Here is a 20,984-nt window from a genome sequence, read left to right on the forward strand (position 1 = left end):
GAATTAGGAATTATCTATTTTTTAAAATTTGATATACCCTTTTTTAACCAAGTATTGTATTCTTCTATATCTGGAGTATATGCTACGGGATCAATCAAATTCTCTTCATTATGATCCATGAGTACATACATCGGTTGCGTATTAGCTTTATATTTTATGGTTTGTAATTCGCTCCACTTCTGCCCTATATACTTTAACTTTTTACCAGGTTTAAGTTTAGAGTCTACAACTTCACTTTCCAACAAAGGACGCTTATCATCTACATATAAAGAAATAAGGATAACATCGTTTTTAAGCTTTTCTAAAACATGCGGTTTTACCCAAACATTTTGCTCCATTTTTCTACAATTTACACAGGCATGCCCCGTAAAATCTATCATCACTGGTTTTCCAACTTTCTTTGCATAAGCCAAACCTTTATCATAATCATTGAAAGCCAATATATCATGCGGAGGCATTAAATGAGCTCCTTCTGGAATTGTTTCATGATTGGCGGAAGCAGATCCCAATTGTGTAAACCCAACACCATAAGGCGATTCACTATAATGCTGTGGAGGCGGAAATGCACTTATAAAATTAAGTGGAGCTCCCCAAAGACCAGGAATCATATATATTGTAAACGACATAACCAATAAACCTAAACCTAATCTACCTACAGAAATATGGGTTAATGGCGAATCGTGTGGTAATTGTATTTTTCCGAAAAGATAAAAAGCTAAAGCTCCAAATATGGCAATCCAAATAGCGATAAAAACTTCACGTTCTAACCAATGTAATTGTAAAACCAAATCTGCATTTGATAAAAACTTAAATGCTAATGCTAATTCTAAAAAGCCTAAAACTACTTTAACTGTGTTTAACCAACCTCCAGATTTTGGAAGAGAATTTAACCACCCAGGAAAAGCAGCAAATAAAGCAAATGGTAAGGCTATGGCTAATGAAAACCCAAGCATACCTATAATTGGCCCTACTTGACTTCCGCCTGCTGCTGCCTCAACAAGTAAGGTTCCAACAATAGGACCCGTACAAGAAAATGAAACAATAGCCAGTGCTAATGCCATAAAAAATATACCTATTAAACCTCCCCTATCTGCCTGTGAGTCTACTTTGTTTGCCCAAGAATTTGGTAACATAATTTCGAAAGCACCTAAAAATGATGTAGCAAAAACTAATAACAATATGAAAAATAGAATATTAAACCATACATTGGTAGATAAGGCATTTAAAGCATCTGCTCCAAATATTAAACTAACCAAAATGCCTAATAACACATAAATTACAATAATTGATAATCCATATATAATAGCATTTTTTATGCCTGCTGCTTTTGTTTTACTTTGTTTGGTAAAGAAACTTACCGTCATAGGAATCATGGGAAACACACATGGAGTTAACAAAGCCGCAAATCCTGAAAAAAAAGCGATAAAGAATATGCCCCAAAGTCCATTTTTAGAGCTTGATTTTGAATCGGAAGTATTTGAAATTGCTGAAACTTCTTGTGTATTAGAGCTAGCCACTTTAGGCGAAGTGTTTTTATCAAAAAGATTAAACTGCAAATCAACTTCGGTTGGCGGCAAACATCGAGAGTCATCACAAACCATAAATTCCACAGCTCCATGCACCGTATTCTTGTCTCCAGTTACTTCTACTGTTTGCTCAAAGGTTGCCATACCTTCAAAGAACTTAATCTTCATTTCAAAAACCGGATCATCAACGGTATGCCCCTCACCTTCAGTTGTATTACCAACAATTTTGAAAGCTCCATTTTCATCATCAAACATAAACGTTGTTGGAATGGGACCATCTTCCGGAACATTTTGACTGTACAAATGCCAGCCAGCTTCAATTGAGGCTTTTGAAATGAGTTTATATGTGTTATCTGATATTTTCTCGACAGATGTTTTCCATTTTACGGGTTCCACAATCTGTGAGTTTCCTAAAGTCACAAACAACAAAGAGAGTAATAAAATAAGCTTTTTCATTTTGGAATTATTTAGTCAATTATTTTATATCGAAAACTAAATCTACTTCTGTTGGCGGTAAGCATCTAGAATCATCACACACCATAAACTCAACTATAGCATCCACTGTAAATGCGGTCTTATTTTTTAGCATTATTCGCTGTTTAAATACAGCCTTGTTTTCAAAGTACTTAATTTCCATGCCAAAAACAGGGTCATTAATAGTGTGACCTGCGTCTTCTTTTGTATTCCCTTTTTTTAAATAATTGGCATTACTTTTAAAAGAAAATGTTGTTGGAATTGGTCCGTTTTCTGGTACATTTTGGGAATACAAATGCCAATTCTCATCAATAGTAGCTGTTGCTATTAATTGATATTCCTTGTCTGACGTTTTCTCTACTTGTGTAGACCATTTTACGGGTTCCAGAACTTGCGAATTCCCGAAATAACTAACTAATAACAAGAGTAATAAGGTGACTTTTTTCATTTTTATAGTGTTTAAAAAAAGGGTTGTTATTTTAACACAACCCTTTTAGAGTCTTTCTAAGTTGTTTAAATTTATTTAATGACTAACTCAAATATTTTGAAACAAAAAGAACATAGAAAGGTGTTAATTTTTTATTTTTTTGGTTTAATAACGACTTCAAAAGATTTACCATTTCTCTTCATTTCTTTTGCTAAGGATTCAATATCATTTTTCGAAATATTTCCTATTATATCATCAAAATTCTTAGACTTATTCATATCATAACCATCTCTATAAAACGTGGTTAATAAGGACATATCATAACGGTTATCACTTTTAGCCTGTTCCCTTTCTTTTTTGTAACTGGAAAGAGTTTTATCCAAATCTTCTTGCTTAAAATCTCCATTACTAATTTTTGCTATTTCAGTATGCACTATGCTAATTAGCTTTTCTGCTAAATCTGGATTACAATCAAATTTAATAGACAAGTACGATAGTGATACTGGCTCCTTAACCAAAAATGCCTGAGCTCTTGGACTATAAACTCCACCCTCTTCCTCTCTAAGTGTTTCGGTTAATCTTAATTGCATTATCGCTCCCAATGCTCTTGACACAAACTCGTTTTTAACGGAATAATCACGGTTTACTTTAAAAGCCATATTAACGTTAGTTTTAGGATCTTCCATATCTAAAAACACATCTTGATCTACGTTGTCGCTCATCCATTCTGGAGTAACATCTTTAAACATTTCTTTATCGTTAGTAGTAGGAAGACTGGCCATATATTTTGATAATAATGGTTCCAATTGCTCTGCCTTAACATCTCCAACAATGTAAAAATCGAAATCTGCAGGATTCGCAAACCTATTTAAATAGACCTCTTTAATTTTCTCAAAAGAAACATCGTTTACAAATTCTTGATTAAAAACACGTTTTCTTGGGTTGCTGTTACCGTATAACGTGGTGGTGATACCATCTTTTATTTGCTCATCAATATTCTTACTTCTTTGAATTAAATAATTGTTAATACCACCTTGTAAAACTTGATAAGCCTGTTCATCAAAACGTGGATTTTCAAAATACAAATACATTAATTGCAACATGGTTTCTACATCTTTAGTTGATGAAGACCCATTTAAATTCTCTGTAATTTCAGATAAATCTATACCCATAGAAGCTGTTTTTCCTGCTAAAACTTTTTTTAGCTCTGTAGCTGAGTAGTCTCCTAACCCCGACATTTGAACTAAATTTCCTAATAAATCTGCAGAGGGCAAATCATCATCTGATAACAAAGATTTCCCACCATAACTAATAGCTTTAAACGCTACTATATTTTTTTGTTTATCGGCAAACTTGTAATGTACTTTAATACCATTACTTAAGGTATATGTTGTAGAACCTAACTCTTTATTTTCTTCTGTATTAAGAATACTCCCCGCTTTTATGTTTAATCCAGATATTAGAGTTTTTCCTTCAAATGCTTCGGTGTATGCCAAAATATCTTTACTATTTTCTACTTTATCGATAATAGAAATAGCTTCTTTTTCGCTTAAATTATTTTGCCCTTCAACACCTGTAACATTTAAATATCGATTGGTTTTAGAATATAATCTTTTAATAGTATTATGTAAATCATCAGTAGTTAAAGATTGAAATAGTTTTTTCGTAATAGCATATTCCTTTTCAATATCAGTAATGGTTTCATTACTAAGATAATCTCCTTTTATTTCGTTAATTATTGCTCCATGAGATTTATCATCTTTTTTAGCAATCTGAGTTTCATAATAATTTGAAAACTCTTTTATGGTTCTATTAATTTCAGATTGTGTAAATCCAAAATTTACAGCCCGAATCACCTCAGTCAACACTTCTGTAAAAGCCTGTTGTTGTTCCCCTGGTTTTGGACTAACTCTAACGCTAAAAGCATTATTAGCTCTTGCCATACTTCCATAATTAACTCTCGCACCTAAAAAAGAAGCTTGCGGATTTTGAGCCTTTTCATTAATTCTTAAACTAAGCATGGAAGTCGCCATGGACTCTAGCAAAGATTTTTTTAAATCTTTAACGGTTTGGTCTTTTAAAGATTTTTTATGACGAATACCAAAATCTATTGAAGCTGTAGAAATTTCTTTATCCATCCCTAAGCTATACAGCATTTTTTGGTTATCAGGCACTTCTACAATAAAGCGCTCTCTGGGATTTTTAACAACTGGGATTTCAGAAAACAATGCTTTAATTTTTGCTTCTACTTTATCAACATTAATATCTCCAACAACGGCAATAACCTGTAAATCTGTACGGTACCAATCGTGATAAAAATCGCGCAATGCTTTATATTCAAAATTTTCAACAATGCTCATTAAACCAATTGGTAAGCGTTTTGAATATTTAGAGTGATTAAAAGTAATAGGTAGCGATGTTTGAAACAAACGCATTTGCCCGTTTTGACGTGTACGCCATTCTTCTTTAATAACACCGCGCTCCGCATCAATTTCATCCTCTGTTAGTGATAAATAATTACACCAATCGTGCAGTACCAAAAGTCCTGCATCTATTAATTCTGGAGTTGTTGGAACATTGTCAATATTATAAACCGTTTCATCAAAACCTGTATAAGCATTTATATCTCTACCAAAAACCAACCCTTTTTCCTGAAACGTATTTAAAATACCTTTTCCTTTAAAATTTTCGGTACCATTAAAAGCCATATGCTCTAAAAAGTGAGCCAAACCTTGTTGATCGTCATTCTCTAAAACCGACCCAACATTTTGAATGATATAGTAACTGGCAGCATCTTCTACAATATCTGTACTTTTTATATAATAAGTAAGACCATTAGGTAAAACACCTGTTTTAATACTTTGATCTGTTGGCAGTGGTAAATCTAAATTTTGAGAACTTAAGATAAAGCCCGATAACAGACATAATAAAATTGTTAGTTTTTTCATTTATGTTTTATGTTTTGATTATGTATAGAAGACACTAATAATAGTTATCTCCCTTATTAATAAAATGTTAATTTTTAAAGAATCACTAAACACCTAACTCATCAAATAACTCAATTAACTTTTCATCAGAAGGTCTTGGTGCACTTGATTGAACAATATCGCCGTTAGGATCCAGTAAAATAAATTTGGGAATGCCCATTACAAAGTAGTCTTCAATAAATTTAGTCTTAAAATCATTGCCCGTAAACAATTGGATGCCTCCAAGCTCTTTTTCTTTAACCATAGCTTTCCACTTATCATGATCAGCCTTCCTATCAACAGAAATACTTACGAACTCTATATTTTTACCATGGTATTGTTTTTCCACTTTTTGCAAAAATGGTATTTCTGCTTTACACGGACCACACCAAGTTGCCCATATATCTATATACACGTACTTGCCTTTTAAATCATCTAAAGAGGTTGAGCCTCCTGCATAGTTTTCATAATCAACAAATTTTGGTGACGGTTGTCCTGGAGCCACAGTTTTCAATTTGTTGTAAGTCTCTGAAATTTCTTTATTATTCTTGTCGTCGGTAGACGCATCCATGAATATTTTATAATAGCCTTGAACATCATTAGTAAAGGTCATACCCATTTTTGCTGTCGAATAAAGAATATCATTTTTAATGTACTCATTTTTAATGTTGGTTGCAGATTTTAAACTTGCCATATTATAGCTCAAAGATTCGTCTTTAATCATTTTCTGTGCTTCATCCATAACATTACCTGACACCAATTGCCTGTAGTTAGCTGAAGCAATGTAATCTTCCTCATTATTAAAATCAAAATCTTTAAATTCTGTCAAAAAAGAATCCGATGGTTTGAAATCAGGTTTTTTAGCATAATACGAATGGTATTGGCCATAGCTGTTCAAGTTCATTAAATAAGCATAGTGCAAATCTTTCTTTTCTTTAGCTTTAAATTCTTCCGAAACACCTTCCTGTGTGTCAACCATTTTCTTCAAAGTAGTCTCAATTTCTTTAGCTTTGGCCTTAAAATCAGCTTCTTCAAGGGTGTAAAAAGTACGACCTTCCCCTTTTAATTCTTTTTCTTTAGCTGACTTAGCTACAAGATATTTACTTACTTCCGATCCTTTGCCAGAAAATGATAGCGTTTCATCAAAATTATTGGCATCTGCATTGATTATAATATTATTTCCTTTTTCTAAATACACTGCGGCTACATTTTTTCCACCATATAACATATAAGTCCCTGCATTTACCCGAAGCGTATCAAGAAAACTTCCGTCTTCCCCCATGGTAAGCGCATGTTTAAAGGATCTATCGCGAGACATAATTGTGAAATCTTCTGTTTTATTTGTAATTGTACCAGAAAGGATAACATAATTAATAGGTTCTTCTTTTTTGCATCCCCAAAGCACTAAAAGGGCTATAACTAGTGTTGTATATTTTTTCATTTTTAAACTGTTTTTATTATTTGTATTGATTGATTAAAGTTTCTAAATCTCCTGAAGAAGGTAGAGGTGCATAAACATCTATGATATTAAAATTCTTGTCTATCACAAAAAACCTTGGAATACCTGCTACTTTATAATTGGTAAGTTGGCTTCTATTTATTTGTAGCTGATTTCCAACTACTTTATTTTTTTTAAAATAAGCTTGCCAAACTTTTTCAGTATCTATAGAAAGAGAAATTAACTCGACATTATTATCCTCTTGGTATTTTTTTTCAAGAGCTTCAAAAAAAGGTTTTTCTGCCATACATGGTCCACACCAAGTTGCCCACAAATCCAACACAATTACTTTGCCTTTATAATCACTTAATTTAACGGTGCTACCATCTAATTTTGTAAACGTAAGGTCGGATGCTGGATTTCCTTTTGTAATAGTTTCATATTCAGATTGTAATTTTTTTAAAACCTCAACATAATCTTGATTTACAACTTGTTTTATTCCCTCTTTTAATTTATTTCCTGCCTCATTGGAATACCCATTAAATTTCAGTTCGTTTATTAATTCATTTGTTAAAATATACTCACTTAGCTTTGGGCTTAACTCTGGTAAATTGTGTTTTGCTCTAAACTCATCATCTTTTAAGACATACAAAACCGATTGAAAGGTTTCTAGCTGAAGGTATTCTATATTATTAAAATCGTCTAAATATTCTTTAACATAGGGCACAAAATAGGCTTCTGCTTCTGCTTTTATTTTATCGGCTTCTTCTTGAGTAATTTGTTTACTCATCAATTTACTGATGTATAAATAAATAACAGAATTTAAACTATTTACATAATCAAACTTTATACGTGCCTTTTCCAAATGTTTAAACTCTTCTGACACATTGGTTACCTGATTAAGCTCATCTAATCGAATTTTAGCAGCTTTTTTAAAAGCCTCGGGCATATCTTGGTAGGTTTTTATACTAGAAGAAATAGCTCTGTTTCCCCAATAAGATCCACCTTTTGGGTAAGGAACCATTCGTAAATAATTGTTTGCTTCTGCACCTTTACCCGTAAAAGACGCCAAATCACGACCATTAGTATCTAAATTAGCCACTAAACTATCTCCTGGAGAGAGATACAAAAATGTTCTACCAATCTGGAAATACGCAGGTTTATCCAGTTCAAAAGTATAATTGAAACTTGTTTTATTATCTAGAATAATAGGTTGAATGTCTTCTATAAACAACATGTCTTTAGAAGTAACATTATCCATATACAAGGTGTCTTGAGTATAATTTACTATGGTTCCACTTAACTTTACTGTTTTGTTTGCTTTTAGTGGAGTTTCTTTACATCCGAAACTAAAAATACTTATGACGAGTACGATTATTATTTTTTTCATTATATTTTTATTTGATGTGTATAATATTTAATCTAAAACTAAACTAATCGTCTTTGTTTCTGGAGGAAAACATTTGCGTATATCGCAGGTTTGATAATATAATCCACTAGTTATTACATCGTCTTTGTTAAAACTATTCACTGAACAATATTGAACAAATACAATACTACCCTCATAAATATAAATCCCATTTTCATACGGAGTGCTATAAGGATTTTCCCAATCTTTAATTTTAGTTATTCCTTTGGGAAGTATTAATCTCATATCGGTTGCTATATAGGGTTGTGTTTCTGGTACATAAGCATAAATATGCCAGCCTTCCAATAGAGTTGCTTTCATTATTATAGCTAGTTGCGATTTATCTTCAGACCAAACTAGTGTTGCTTTTAATGCCAACGGATCCATATGATTCGGTTTAGCTTCTTCCAACGTATTAGATGCCAGTTCAACTTTGTTTATTAAATCTGGTAATATTTCTGTTTTTTGCGCCCAACCAATTCCACTAGTTATAAACAACAAAATAATAAGTAACCTATAGCTCATAGTTTTAAATTAATTAGATTTGTTTGATACAATGTCTATTTCATTTCTTGGTCTTACTTTCGGGTTTGCATTTGCATCATTTATCATCCAAACATAACCACCAGCTTCGGTAAAAAACATATTGTTTTTATGTTTATTAAACCAAGTTCTCCATGCTTTGGGTGAAGTAAAATCTTCGAGTGTATATCGCAATAATATTCTATGTGCCTTTTCTGTTTCAACACCTTTTTCTAACATACTTATTGCTTTATCAAGCATTTTTATATCGGTGTTTGCAATGCCCAAACTTTTAATATCATCGTCAACCTTTAAATCGTAAAAACCATTAGGCTCAGAATAAAAGTAATCTCTATTTTCAATAAGGTATTTTCTAATAGCCAGCGTATCTAATCCTGTAATCTCTGCCCACGAGTTTCTGCCTATATTCTTTTTAAGGTAACCTTCTCTAGTGGCAATTACTTGCGGTTTACTATTTAGCATCCTTTTTTCAAATTGAGTTAATTCTTCATTTGCAGCTTGCTTTTTTTCTAAGGCTATTTTCTGCTTTTCTGTTTCTTCATTAACTTTCTTATAAAATTCAACATAACTTAAATAAGATGGTTTTGTTGTGTAAAAAAGCATCTCATCTATATATTCCTTAGTAGCAATACGCTGGTTGTATTTTCTAACTATTATATTATCATCGGCATTTTTATTAGTATAAACTATAGCATTAGCAAATACCGCTTTAGCCTCTTCTGTCATGTAATCTGGCGACCCGGCAAAGCCCCATAAAAAGAAATTACCATGCCTTCCTAGAGCAACAGCTGTTTTTTGTTTGGAACATTCACCACTTGAAATAATTTCGGCTTCTGGCGAGTCTTCAAATCCCCATCCACGAGCTACCATACCTATTCTAAAACCTTTACCATCTTCATATCCTTCACTGTCAACTTCCCACATTGGGATTTCGGAGGGCTCATCTAAACCGTCAAACGCTTTTAAAACACCTTCTGGGGTAGCTCTATTTTTTAAAGTAATTTCTGTTTTAAATGGACCTTTAAAAATGGCATGTTCTGTTTTAATATGATGCGCATGTCTATCTAAACACAGACAATACCAATCCAACTTAGAGCCTAAACTACTCCCTATTACAGATGATGTATGTCCAATAAAAATGGATGGTCTATTAAAATCATCACTTACATATTTAGCCGGTTCCATACTCACAAATTCTCCCGTTACAGGATCGTTATGAATAACACGATCTTTTATTGGTGTTGGCGCTTCATCGAAAACAGTTACATCATAATTTGATGACATGACTTCTTTATAATCTCTGGCATCTACTGTTTTAACGTTTGTAAAATACGTCTCTAACAACCCCTTAAACGCGGGCATTCTTTTTCCGTATTCTTCCTTAAATCGTTCTGGGGTCATTCCGCCAGAAACAACTATCGATTCCAAGTTTTCATGTATTGGCTTTTCAGCACTATAGCCCACATAAAGCACACTGATATTTTGCTTTTTTTGAGCATAACTTATGATAGATATGCATAATGCGGCAGCTAAACTGTAAATAAATTTATTTTTCATTTTTAATGTTTTATTACTCTTTTAATAGTTAAAAAGTTCGGTTAGTTTATTATCTAAATCTTCTTTTGTTGGGTTTCTTAGAATAATTTTTTCATTCTCATCCATCAAAAATGTTGTAGGTAAAAAGGGGACGCTATATTGTCTTGCAACAACACCCCATTGATGATTTGCTCCAGTATCATTTAAATGCATCCAAGGCGTTTGATCTTCTTCTATGGCCTTTCTCCACTTCTCTTCTTCGTCGGCTGTTCCAACACCTACAATCTCAAAGCCATCTTTTTCATATTTTTTGTATAATTCTTTTAAATGCGGAAAAGATGCTCTACAAGGCACACACCATGAAGCCCAAAAATCGACTAACTTGTATTTAGCCTTTACTTCAGATAGTTTTACTTCATTACCATTTACATCGTTCAATTTAAAATCAGGAGCAATTGACCCTTCTCCTAAGCTATTGAATATATCATCATATGTTTTTTCATAATACTTAAACATAGCAGTATGTTTAGCTTCACCTTTAAAAACAGGATAAATGGCTTTCATTTTATCTTTAGACATGCGTCCTTCACTAAATTGAAAACTCAAAATATAAGGCGCAACCGGAGAGCTTGGGTTTTTCAACACATAATCAATTTTACTTTGTTGATATTCCTTTTGGCGTGTATTCATTAAATCTCTAAGGCCTTCAGCTTTTTCTCGATAAGCCTTAATTACTGCCTCATCTTTAGACTCATATGCTTCCTCCATTTCTTTTCTTAAAGCTAAAAGCGACGCATATTTATCATCATTAAACACAGCCATATCTTTAGCTTCCTGAGCTTCATAACTGTCCTGCATTTTAGAACCTAAAACTGTTGGTTTAAATTGCCCATGTTTATCAGCCATAGAAAGATCCATAGTTAGAGTTATGGCACTATTTTCTAATAAAAACCCTCCCATAGTTCTGTATTTTTCACCAATAAAAATGCTCATCATATCTACATGTTCTACTTTTCCTTTCATTTTGAAAGTTCCATTCTGTATTTGAGCACTGTCTATTACTGTTCCTAGACTTCCTCGATCTGCATAATTGGGTTTAACTATTTTTACCCATTCTGAATCTACTCCTGAAACATTTCCAGTAATTGTATAACCATCATGTTTTGGTTCGTTTTTTTTACAACTTACAAACACAAAAAAGCATAATGCTATTAGTGTTATAGTATTAAATAGTGTTTTCATTTAAATTATATTTTATATTCCTAATTCTTCAAACAGTTCAATTAATTTTGGGTCAGATGGTCTAAGTGCATCAGCATCAACAATTTTTCCTTCAGGATCTATTAGAATAAATCTAGGAATACCTTCTACTTGGTATTCACCAATAAAACCAGAGGTTCTGTCGTCTCCTGCAATTAATTGAATCCCTTTTAAGTCATGTTTTTCGACATCGTCTTTCCATTTCTCAATATTTTTAAAATTATCAATGGAAATACCTATAAATTCAATTTTCCCATTACCGTGATATTTCTTTTCAACCGCTTTTAAATAAGGAAATTCAGCCTTGCATGGCCCACACCAAGTTGCCCAAAGATCTATATAAACATATTTCCCTTTAAAGTCACTTAAAGAAACATCGCTATCGTCTACATTTTGATATGTAAATGATGGAGATGGTTTCCCTGGCATCATTAATTGTAATTGATTATACTTCTCTAATAATACTTTTTTATAGTCCTCATTAGAAATATTTCTATTTAAGATATCCAAACATAATTCCACTTTTTTGGTACTTGTTAGGATTGGAGCACCATACAGAAACAAAAGCTCCTCCTTTATTTTCTGATTCTTAATTTCACGTTCCAAAAACTGAACAAACTTAACTTTGTCTTCCTCAAAAAAGTCACCAATTTTGGAGTACTCGTAAGTGTAATATTTCTTTAGAAGCTGACCATAATGCAAAGACCTATTAAATTCTTCTAAATCATTCAAATTAACCGTTGCTACTATATCTAAAAACTTTGAAGAGGGTTTGTAATGTTCATCACCAACCACCATTCCATGACGCTCAGCATAGTTTATGTAGTTTCCAACTAAGCCATAATGCAAATCTTTTTTTTGAGCTTCGATAAATTCTACTGGGAGCCCATCAATAGAATCTAACATCTTAAGCATAGAATTTTTATATTCCTCTTTTACAATTTTAAATTCAGACTCATCTAGTTTTAAATTAGCCTGGTAGTTTTTATTTTCTTTATTAGATAATTGATAGTAATTAAGGAAATAGTTATTAATTGGAGCTGCAGTTCCTTTATATTTCACGGTAGTTTCCAAATCATTAATATCTGCTGTTACCTGCAATTTATCACCAAGTCTAAGATGAATATTTAACCAATTTTTATTATTGAAAATTGTAAAATCTCTGCCTTTTTTTAAATAAATCGTATCAACAAAATTACCGTATTCATCAAAATTAATAGTTTTAACCACAGCTTCTAATGTGTCCCCTATAGGAACATAAACTGATGACCTAAAGCCAACTTCATTCTCATTTACATTTTTAAATTTCCCCGAAACAACTGCGTAATCGACATGTGTTTTTGAGTTACAACCTGAAGCTATTATTGTTAGAATTGAAATAGTAGATATGAGATAAAATTTATTTAGGCACATATGTATATGTTTTATTTTTCTAATAATTCCTCTAATAATTGAAAAGCTTCTTCTCCACCACCAACAAATCGTTTTACAATATTCCCTCGAGGATCGATAATTAATTTAGTTGGAAAGCCTTGTACATTAAAACGGTTTACAAAGTTGTCTGAATTACTTTCTTTAGAGCTTAAAATTTGTTGCCAATCATATCCTTTTTCATTAATGAAATTTTGAACTTTCTCTTTAGTATCACCAGAATTAATTCCCAGAACCACTAATTTATCCTTATGCTTTTCTTGGAATTCCTTAACCTGTGGCATTTCGGCAACACATGGTCCGCACCAAATACCCCAAAAATCAATTAACACATACTTGCCTCTAAATGATTTAATATCGAACTCTTTACCGTCTAACGTTGCAGTTGTTTTAATAGTTGGAACAGGAAACCCTTCTTTAGTGGCTTTTGTGCCTTCAATGCGAGCAGCTACATCTTTATAATCTGAATATTCCGATAATTCTGTAGACAAATTATTAAACAACACCTCGGCCTGCTCATTATCAATATGTGAACGAACCAACATATCATTTAAATACCAAGCAGCAGCTAACGACTTTGGATTTGCTTTAATATGTGCTATTAATGCTTCTGTATTCGTTTTAAATATTTTTTCTGCTTCTAATTCATTTTCTTTAATTTTTAATGAATCTGTTTCGTAGGTATTTTGTACAGCCAAGTTTCCCATTTTATTATAATTTGGGTAGGTTATCTTGTTTGCCGCAGCTAAACTATTATTGTATTTATCACCCGAAGGATAGGCATTAACAAAATCTGTAGCTTCACCTGAAACAGTAATATTGCCCCCCGGAAAAGCGTAAAACATTAAATAAGCAGATTTCACAGGAAAATATCCTCTTCCTCCTTTAGGAATCTTAAATACTTTATTGTTTTTATCTCTAAATGACGGATAAACTCTTAATAATGCTAATTTAGAAATGGAATCTGACAACTGAAATTTTCCATCTACAACAATAATAGAATCTGCTCGAAATTCTCTTGTATATTCTCTATCTGGATTATTGTAATATAAGTTACCAGAAAGCCCTTTTATTTCTCCTGTTAATGTGAATTTATTATTAGTTTCTTGAGCGTTTGTTTTGTTTGAAAAAACAAATGCAACTATGAATAGTACAAAAACAGCTTTTTTTATGATATGTTTCATATAGTTAATATTTTAATAGTTATGTTGTTTTAATGTCCAAACAATTCTTTTAGCTTAGTATCTAACTCCTCTTTTGAAGGATTACGTAGAATAATTTTTAAATCACGATCTACTAAAAAAGTAGTTGGTAAATGCGGAACGCTATAGCTTATAGCTACGGGGCCGTACATCTGTTTTCCTTCCTCATTCGTGTCAAAAACATGAAGCCAAGGTGTTTGGTCTTCCTCAATAGCTTTTCCCCATTTGTCTTCTTTATCCGCAGTTCCAATTCCTACAATTGTAAATCCTTCTGTTCCATATTGCTTTCTCAGTTCCTTTAAATGCGGAAACGATGCTCTACAAGGGATGCACCATGATGCCCAAAAATCTACTAGCAAATACTTACCTTCTACTTTTGAAAGCGTTAATTCTTTATTATTGACGGTTTTTAATGTAAAGTCTGGAGCTATATTACCAATACCTAAATTCTCAAAATTGTCTTTATAAACTTTGGTTATATGGTGCTTAAAGAAATTGGTTTCTCTAGCATCTCCTTTAAATAAATGATAAAACTCTTTGAGTTCATCTTTGGTCATTCTACCTTCAGTATACTGATAGCCTAAAACATGAACCGCTACTGGAGAGCTTGGATTATTTCTAACAAAATCATATTTAATTTTAGTCATAGTATTTATCCTTTCTTCAGACAACGGTATAAGCTTTTTTTGTTTTGCGTTGGCCTTATCCATATCATTTGGATCTTTCGTTTTTTTGGCCGTCATATACATTTCTCGCAACGCATCTAAAGGTTTATACTTTGGATTTTTAAAAACTGCTTTTACTTTTGCATCTACCGCAGCATACTGGTCATGACTTTTAGATCCACGAACTACAGGAACAAAATAAGGGTTACTCTTATTAAGATTGGTAACATCTATTTCCACAGAAATAGGGCTATTTTCAAGTATAATTCGGCCAAAGTATAGATCATCAATTATTAAACCCACCATGTCAATTAAATCCACTTTTCCTTTGAATTCAAATTTACCATTGGTTATTTTAACACTGTCAAGGGTCTTTATTTCTGAACGATCGCGAATTCCCTCTTCTCTTAATTTAATATAAACATTATCAATACCTTTAACTGTTCCAGTAATAGTGTATCCAGATGCTGTTGTGGTTTGCGATGTTATTTTATTACTATAGAAAACAATTAAAACAGTAATAACTATTAGAGCTAATTTCTTCATTTGATAATTTGTTTTACAATTAATTTTAGAGCACATTAAACGCGTATTCCACTTATTTACAGGGAACTAAATCACTTCCATAAATACTCAGTACATCAAAATTTCACATAGCATGCTTATAAACTATACGTAACAATTTTTTTTGTAATTGATATACAAAGCTCCTTTGCTCTGTATTAAATAAATACATGCAATTAAAAACTTGAAAATAGTAAGGGTGTAATGATTATTTGAAAATGTTAGGGTTTATAAAATTTATAAACCCTAACATTTCAATCTTATCTCATTGTGTTAATATTTGTTTTGTTCTAATTTCCCATTAGAAATTAAGATTTCATCATTAGGAATTGGGTAAGCAAACTTTCTCGAGTTTTTCTCTAAAGTATAAGTTATAGGAGCTTCACTACTAATAATAGCACTTGCATTAAAAGGATAGAACGTTCTAGTCATTACAACATCATCCGATGCATCGTCATTATTATTGTAACGTCTCACATCATACCATCTATGCACAAAAGGAAGTTCTCTACGACGCTCTTCTAAAACTTTAACTAAGGCTTCTGCTTGAGAAGTTGCACTTAAATTAATATCAGAAGAATCAGCTGTGGCATCCATTCTAGCTACTCTTAACACATTTGCAGTTGTAATTCCATCTGACCACAAACCTAATCTTACTTGGCACTCAGCCTTAATTAATAACATTTCAGATACCGAAGGGCCACTAAGAATATCACTTTTAAAGAAGAAAATATACCCAGGATAACTATAAGGTGGGTAAACAGCTCCACGGGTATATGTATAATCCTCAACGATATGATACTTATATCTAAGATCATTTGTTTGATCATAAAGCCCTAATAACTCTTGAGAAGGCCAATATGCCCAATAAGCATTAGTTAACTGTCTATAGTAGTAAGACTCTCCGAAATCTAATCTATCTTCTACAACCGTTTGTTGATCATGTGTGTATGGGTATAAGATATCAACATTAGTTGGCCCCGGGTTAAATATTGTAGCTTGTTCTGGAATATCCGAATAGCGCATATCTGTATTATAATTTCTTAAATCATCATATTCATCTAATGCATTTTGCGCATATTCTTGAGCCATATCATATTCGTTCAGCGCTAAGTAATAACGCGCCGCAAATCCATTTACAGCAGCAGTACTAGCACGCCATGAATTATTAAGGCCATTTACTTGCCCAAACTCACGCGTAATTTCTAAGGCTTTCATTAAATCGGATTCTATAAGTGCATATGTTTCTTCAAGGGTTGCTCTTTCTATAGCTTCATCAAAACTTGTAGTTTGCTTAATTGGTAAACCAAGTTCGCCCTTATTAGCTTCTGTATAAGGCAAACAAAATACGTTTGAAAGTATAAAATAACTATAAGCACGAATAAAGTGAGCCTCAGCTATAAGATTAGCCTTTTCACTATCTGTTGCATCTACATCATTAATTTGTTCTAATATTAAGTTTGCAGTAAAAATTTTTTCAAATTCAGTATCCCATCCAGAATACCTAATACCTTCATTAGCTACAAGATCCATATCCCAAGTAGCAAAAATAGCTTGAGCGGGTCTATATGCTCTACTAAAACCATCATATAAATCTGTAGATAATTCATAATCGTCCGTTCCGAACATTAATGCAGATATACCTTCATCACTAAAACTAGAATAATCATTTAATAGCGCTTCAAAATGCGCTAAAGATTCTGGTACAATAGATGCTGATTTTGTTGGACTTTCTTCTAAAAACGAATCGCAACTGAAGAATGAAGTCAAAATGGCAATTACTAATATATGTTTATATAATTTTTTCATAGTTTTTAAATTAAAAGTTTAAATTCATTCCAAATGTAAAAGTTGCTTGAGGTCTTAAAGTTCCTTTAGGATATTCTGGATCTTCCCCAAAATCATTAAACAAAATAACACCTACATTATTTGCCTGGGCAAAGAGATTTATAGAATTCACTCTTAATTTTTGGATTATATTTCTAGGTAATGAATACGTTAAATTTATTTCTTGAATTCTTATATGCCCAGCATCTTGCGATAAATAGTCCATGTAAGGATAATACCTATCATAGAAGTAATAACTAGGTTCATCAGTTGGTATTGGAATTATTAAATCAGGATCACCATTAGCGACTTCGTTATAGTTGCTATTAATATTATAATTAGAACCACCTGTGCTTCCAGGGTAGTTAAAGCTTTGTCTATTAAAAACGTGACCAAATTTACCTGTTAAAATAAAAGATAAATTAAAATCGTAAATTTTAAAAGAATTTCTAAAACCAATAGTTGTAGGTGCATTGGTTGTACCTTGACTTACCATAAAATTACGTGCATCACCAGATGCCCAGCCTGTTATAGCTATGTTCGTATTATTTTCTCCTACTACGGTTGGAACAACTGTACCTGAACCTATGTCTTGCATACCAGCATATTGGTAAGCCCAAAGGGTGTTCGCATCAAAACCTTCCCTATATGAAGATGTAGGGCCGCCATATAATTCGGTTTGGTGATAGGTTCCTTTATCGAATTCTGTAATTTCATTTTTATTGTGGGCGAATGTAAAATTACTAGACCACACAATATCATTTCCTTTAAGCGGTAAATTGGTACCAATATTTAATTCGAATCCTTTGTTCACCATTTTACCATTATTTAGCATTTGTTCGTTTGTACCATATACCGTAGGTAACGATTGGTTTACAATTAGATCTTCTCCTTTTTTGTTATAAACATCTACAGAACCATTTAGCTTTCCGTTTAATATAGAGAAGTCTGTTCCTATATTCCAACTTTTAGTTTTTTCCCATCTAAGTGTTGGATTCCCAACATCTGTAATACTCCCTGTAATTTGATTTGTAACATCATTCAATGAACTACTTAAATTTATAAGTGGTGTAAATGAAGCTGTTGGAATTATATTACCACCTGATCCATATGTACTTCTTAAATACAACCTATCTATCCAATCTACATGACTTAAAAAATCTTCCTGTCCTATATGCCATCCTAAACCAGCCGACCAAAAAGGATCGTAACGTAATGCTGGATCATCAGATATAATGTTTGCAGCATCTGTTCTATAACTTCCCGAAACAGTATATTTATCGTTATAGGTATATGCTAAGTTTCCGTAAACCGAAAAGAATCTATCGGTGTTTTCTGTAAATTGATGTTCTGCAGCTAAACTAAAATCGTAGAAATAACTGGCATATTGTGCTGGGTAGTAGTTCCACAAAGTTGCCGAATTTCGATCTCCTAGAAGTTCCGAAGTTATTAAAGTTTCTGGGTCGTAACCAAAAGCAGGAGGGTTTTGAGTGGTAGATGCAACTCTACTTCTAACTTCTGTACCCGCTACAAAATCTACAGCATGCTTTTCATTAAATATACGATTGTAAGTTAATTGATTTCTAAAATTATAAGATTCAATTTCTGATGACGCTTGTTCTAAAACACCTCCACTTGGTACAAGTTGTGTTGGCGTACCTCCAAAATTCCATTCTGGACCAGAAGTTTCGTTAATAAATTGGCGAACATCAAAAGTTTTATCGCTATAATAATTTTCTGCTGTTGTTTTAAATTGTTCGTACTGCAGGCTAGAAGAAAACTTCATCCCTTCCATTACATCAATAGTTAAACCTGCATTAATACGAGCATTTAATTGCTTTGTGTTAATATCTCTATTTTGAACTTCCGAAATTGGGTTGTACGACCAGTCTGAGTAAGGGAAACTCTCTAAAGGAACAAAAGCATCTAGATTTGGTCTGTAGTATTTTAAGTAAGACATATCTGTTAAACTACCATCAGGGTTTTTTAACATATCCCATGGAGCCAAACCTCTTATGGTGCTTAACATATCACCGGCTCCAGATAAAGGATCTTGCTGACCAGAATTAGTATTTACGCTTTTATGTTGCATCATAGCTCCAAACTGAAAACTAATTCTTTTACTTAAAGCTGTGTTATTTCTAAAATTTATTAAGTATTTTTTAGAATCATCACCTTGAAAAAAGCCTTTATTGTCTTCAAACAACAAGGATACATTGTTAGTCATTTTTTCATTTCCACCAGAAATGCTAATGTTATGCTGAGTTGTTAAAGGAGATTCCAGTAAATAATCTCTAATTTGCTTAGTATTATCTAAACCTCTGTATGCTGCAAGTCTTGCATCTCTTTCTGCTTCTGTTATTCTACCTAAGCGTGCTTCATTCATGGCTACAAAAGCTTGTGAATATGCTCCTAAATCACGTGAAGTAGCGCCTTGAGGCCCACCAAAGGCACTACTAAAGAAATTGGAGTCGAATGCTGTTTGCTGGTAATCAATAAGATCCGAACTAGAACCTCTTGTAAGAGCGTAATCTAAATCTAATTTACTTGACATTTTAACGAAGGAAGAAATGGATACATTTGTTCTTCCCTTTTTTCCTTTTTTTGTAGTAACAACAATAACCCCGTTGGCTGCTCTTGCTCCCCAAATAGAAGATGCTGCTGCATCTTTTAAAACTGTAATACTTTCAACATCATTTGGATTTATAGTACCAAAACCTCCTTGAACATCTGGACTGTTGGAACCAAACAAACCAAGATCGTCAAAGGCACTAAACCCTTGTTCTATTGGAAAACCATCGACAACAATTAATGGTTGTTGATTAGCAGAAAGACTAGATTGCCCTCTAATTTGAAAGTCTACAGTACCATCGGCATTTACCGTACTTTGTACACCGGCAACCATACCAACAATTCTTTCTGATATGCTTGAAGCTGGTTTTTCTAATTGATTTTGACTAACACCAACATACGCACCAGTTGCTCTCTCTTTCGAGATTTCCTGATAACCTGTTGAAACTACAAGAACTTCGTCTAAAACATCTGCTCTTTCCTTTAAAGCAATATTATAAGTTGTTTCCGTTGTTATAATTTCAGAATGTATTTCATAACCTAAACCCGTTACAACTAAATAATATCCAACTTCTGCTTTTAGTTTAAAATTACCATCAAAATCAGTAGCTGTGCCTCTAATAACGAAGTCACTAGAAACTCTATCATAAGACGGTTGCCTATTGGAAACATAAACGGTTATTCCTGTTAAAGGAAGCCCTTTTGAGTCTGTTATTTGCCCTCTAATCCCAATGTCCTGAATATCAGATTCTTGCCTTATAACAATAGTGTTTTTATCAGAAATGATAATTTTAAAATCACCGCTTGAAAGACTTCTTTCTAACAATCTATTTGCTTTTACTGTACCTTGCTTTACATCTACTTTTGGATAGTTTTTAAACATTCCAGATTTATATATAAAATTAAAATCTGTTTGCTCTTTAATAATGTTAAATACCTCGTCAATACTTATTGTCTTGTCCGAATTTATTTGAACTTTTACGTTCTGAGAGAATACATCTCCTGAAGAAAAGCTAAAAACGGTAGAACAAAAGAAGAAAATAAATGTTCTCATAATAATGTTTAGCACGTTTTTTCTTTTAAGGGAAAGAACATTGGTTAAATTAATTTCCATAAATTTGCTGTGTTAGTTAATAATTTGATTAA

At 32.6% G+C, this 20,984-nt stretch carries 13 protein-coding genes; all 13 read right to left on the minus strand.

Annotated features, from left to right (window positions below):
• Positions 1–14: 14 nt before the first annotated feature.
• On the minus strand, positions 15–1,982 hold the full coding sequence (locus ACJJV4_RS02390) for a cytochrome c biogenesis protein CcdA (RefSeq protein WP_405291747.1): 1,968 nt from the start codon (positions 1,980–1,982) through the stop codon (positions 15–17).
• A gap of 19 nt (positions 1,983–2,001) precedes the next feature.
• Positions 2,002–2,448 (minus strand): protein-disulfide reductase DsbD domain-containing protein, encoded by a 447-nt coding sequence (locus ACJJV4_RS02395; protein WP_405291749.1) that lies wholly within the window; start codon positions 2,446–2,448, stop codon positions 2,002–2,004.
• 131 nt (positions 2,449–2,579) lie between these two features.
• Positions 2,580–5,375 carry a M16 family metallopeptidase gene (locus ACJJV4_RS02400; RefSeq protein WP_405291751.1) on the minus strand — a complete coding sequence of 932 codons (2,796 nt, stop codon included), beginning with the start codon at positions 5,373–5,375 and terminating at the stop codon, positions 2,580–2,582.
• 85 nt (positions 5,376–5,460) lie between these two features.
• Positions 5,461–6,798 carry a TlpA family protein disulfide reductase gene (locus ACJJV4_RS02405; protein WP_405291753.1) on the minus strand — a complete coding sequence of 446 codons (1,338 nt, stop codon included), beginning with the start codon at positions 6,796–6,798 and terminating at the stop codon, positions 5,461–5,463.
• 52 nt (positions 6,799–6,850) lie between these two features.
• Entirely contained in the window at positions 6,851–8,221 is a 1,371-nt protein-coding gene (locus ACJJV4_RS02410; protein ID WP_405291755.1) for a TlpA family protein disulfide reductase, read from the minus strand.
• 27 nt (positions 8,222–8,248) lie between these two features.
• Positions 8,249–8,764 carry a hypothetical protein gene (locus ACJJV4_RS02415; protein ID WP_405291757.1) on the minus strand — a complete coding sequence of 172 codons (516 nt, stop codon included), beginning with the start codon at positions 8,762–8,764 and terminating at the stop codon, positions 8,249–8,251.
• A gap of 9 nt (positions 8,765–8,773) precedes the next feature.
• Complete coding sequence (locus ACJJV4_RS02420) at positions 8,774–10,339, minus strand: hypothetical protein (RefSeq protein ID WP_405291759.1); 1,566 nt, start codon at positions 10,337–10,339, stop codon at positions 8,774–8,776.
• A 21-nt stretch (positions 10,340–10,360) separates the two neighbouring features.
• Positions 10,361–11,560, minus strand: a complete 1,200-nt coding sequence (locus ACJJV4_RS02425; protein ID WP_405291761.1) for a redoxin domain-containing protein — start codon at positions 11,558–11,560, stop codon at positions 10,361–10,363.
• Positions 11,561–11,572: 12 nt separating this feature from the next.
• Positions 11,573–12,991 (minus strand): TlpA family protein disulfide reductase, encoded by a 1,419-nt coding sequence (locus tag ACJJV4_RS02430; RefSeq protein WP_405291763.1) that lies wholly within the window; start codon positions 12,989–12,991, stop codon positions 11,573–11,575.
• 11 nt (positions 12,992–13,002) lie between these two features.
• The gene (locus ACJJV4_RS02435; protein ID WP_405291765.1) at positions 13,003–14,193 is read right to left on the minus strand and encodes a redoxin family protein; all 1,191 of its coding nucleotides are present in this window, start codon (positions 14,191–14,193) and stop codon (positions 13,003–13,005) included.
• Positions 14,194–14,222: 29 nt separating this feature from the next.
• Positions 14,223–15,422: a redoxin domain-containing protein gene (locus ACJJV4_RS02440; RefSeq protein ID WP_405291767.1), complete on the minus strand. Its 1,200-nt coding sequence runs from the start codon at positions 15,420–15,422 to the stop codon at positions 14,223–14,225.
• Positions 15,423–15,713: 291 nt separating this feature from the next.
• The gene (locus ACJJV4_RS02445) at positions 15,714–17,249 is read right to left on the minus strand and encodes a RagB/SusD family nutrient uptake outer membrane protein (RefSeq protein WP_405291769.1); all 1,536 of its coding nucleotides are present in this window, start codon (positions 17,247–17,249) and stop codon (positions 15,714–15,716) included.
• Positions 17,250–17,259: 10 nt separating this feature from the next.
• The gene (locus ACJJV4_RS02450; protein ID WP_405291771.1) at positions 17,260–20,892 is read right to left on the minus strand and encodes a SusC/RagA family TonB-linked outer membrane protein; all 3,633 of its coding nucleotides are present in this window, start codon (positions 20,890–20,892) and stop codon (positions 17,260–17,262) included.
• Positions 20,893–20,984: the final 92 nt, after the last annotated feature.

The organism is Algibacter sp. Ld11 (assembly GCF_045066735.1).
Lineage (GTDB): Bacteria > Bacteroidota > Bacteroidia > Flavobacteriales > Flavobacteriaceae > Algibacter.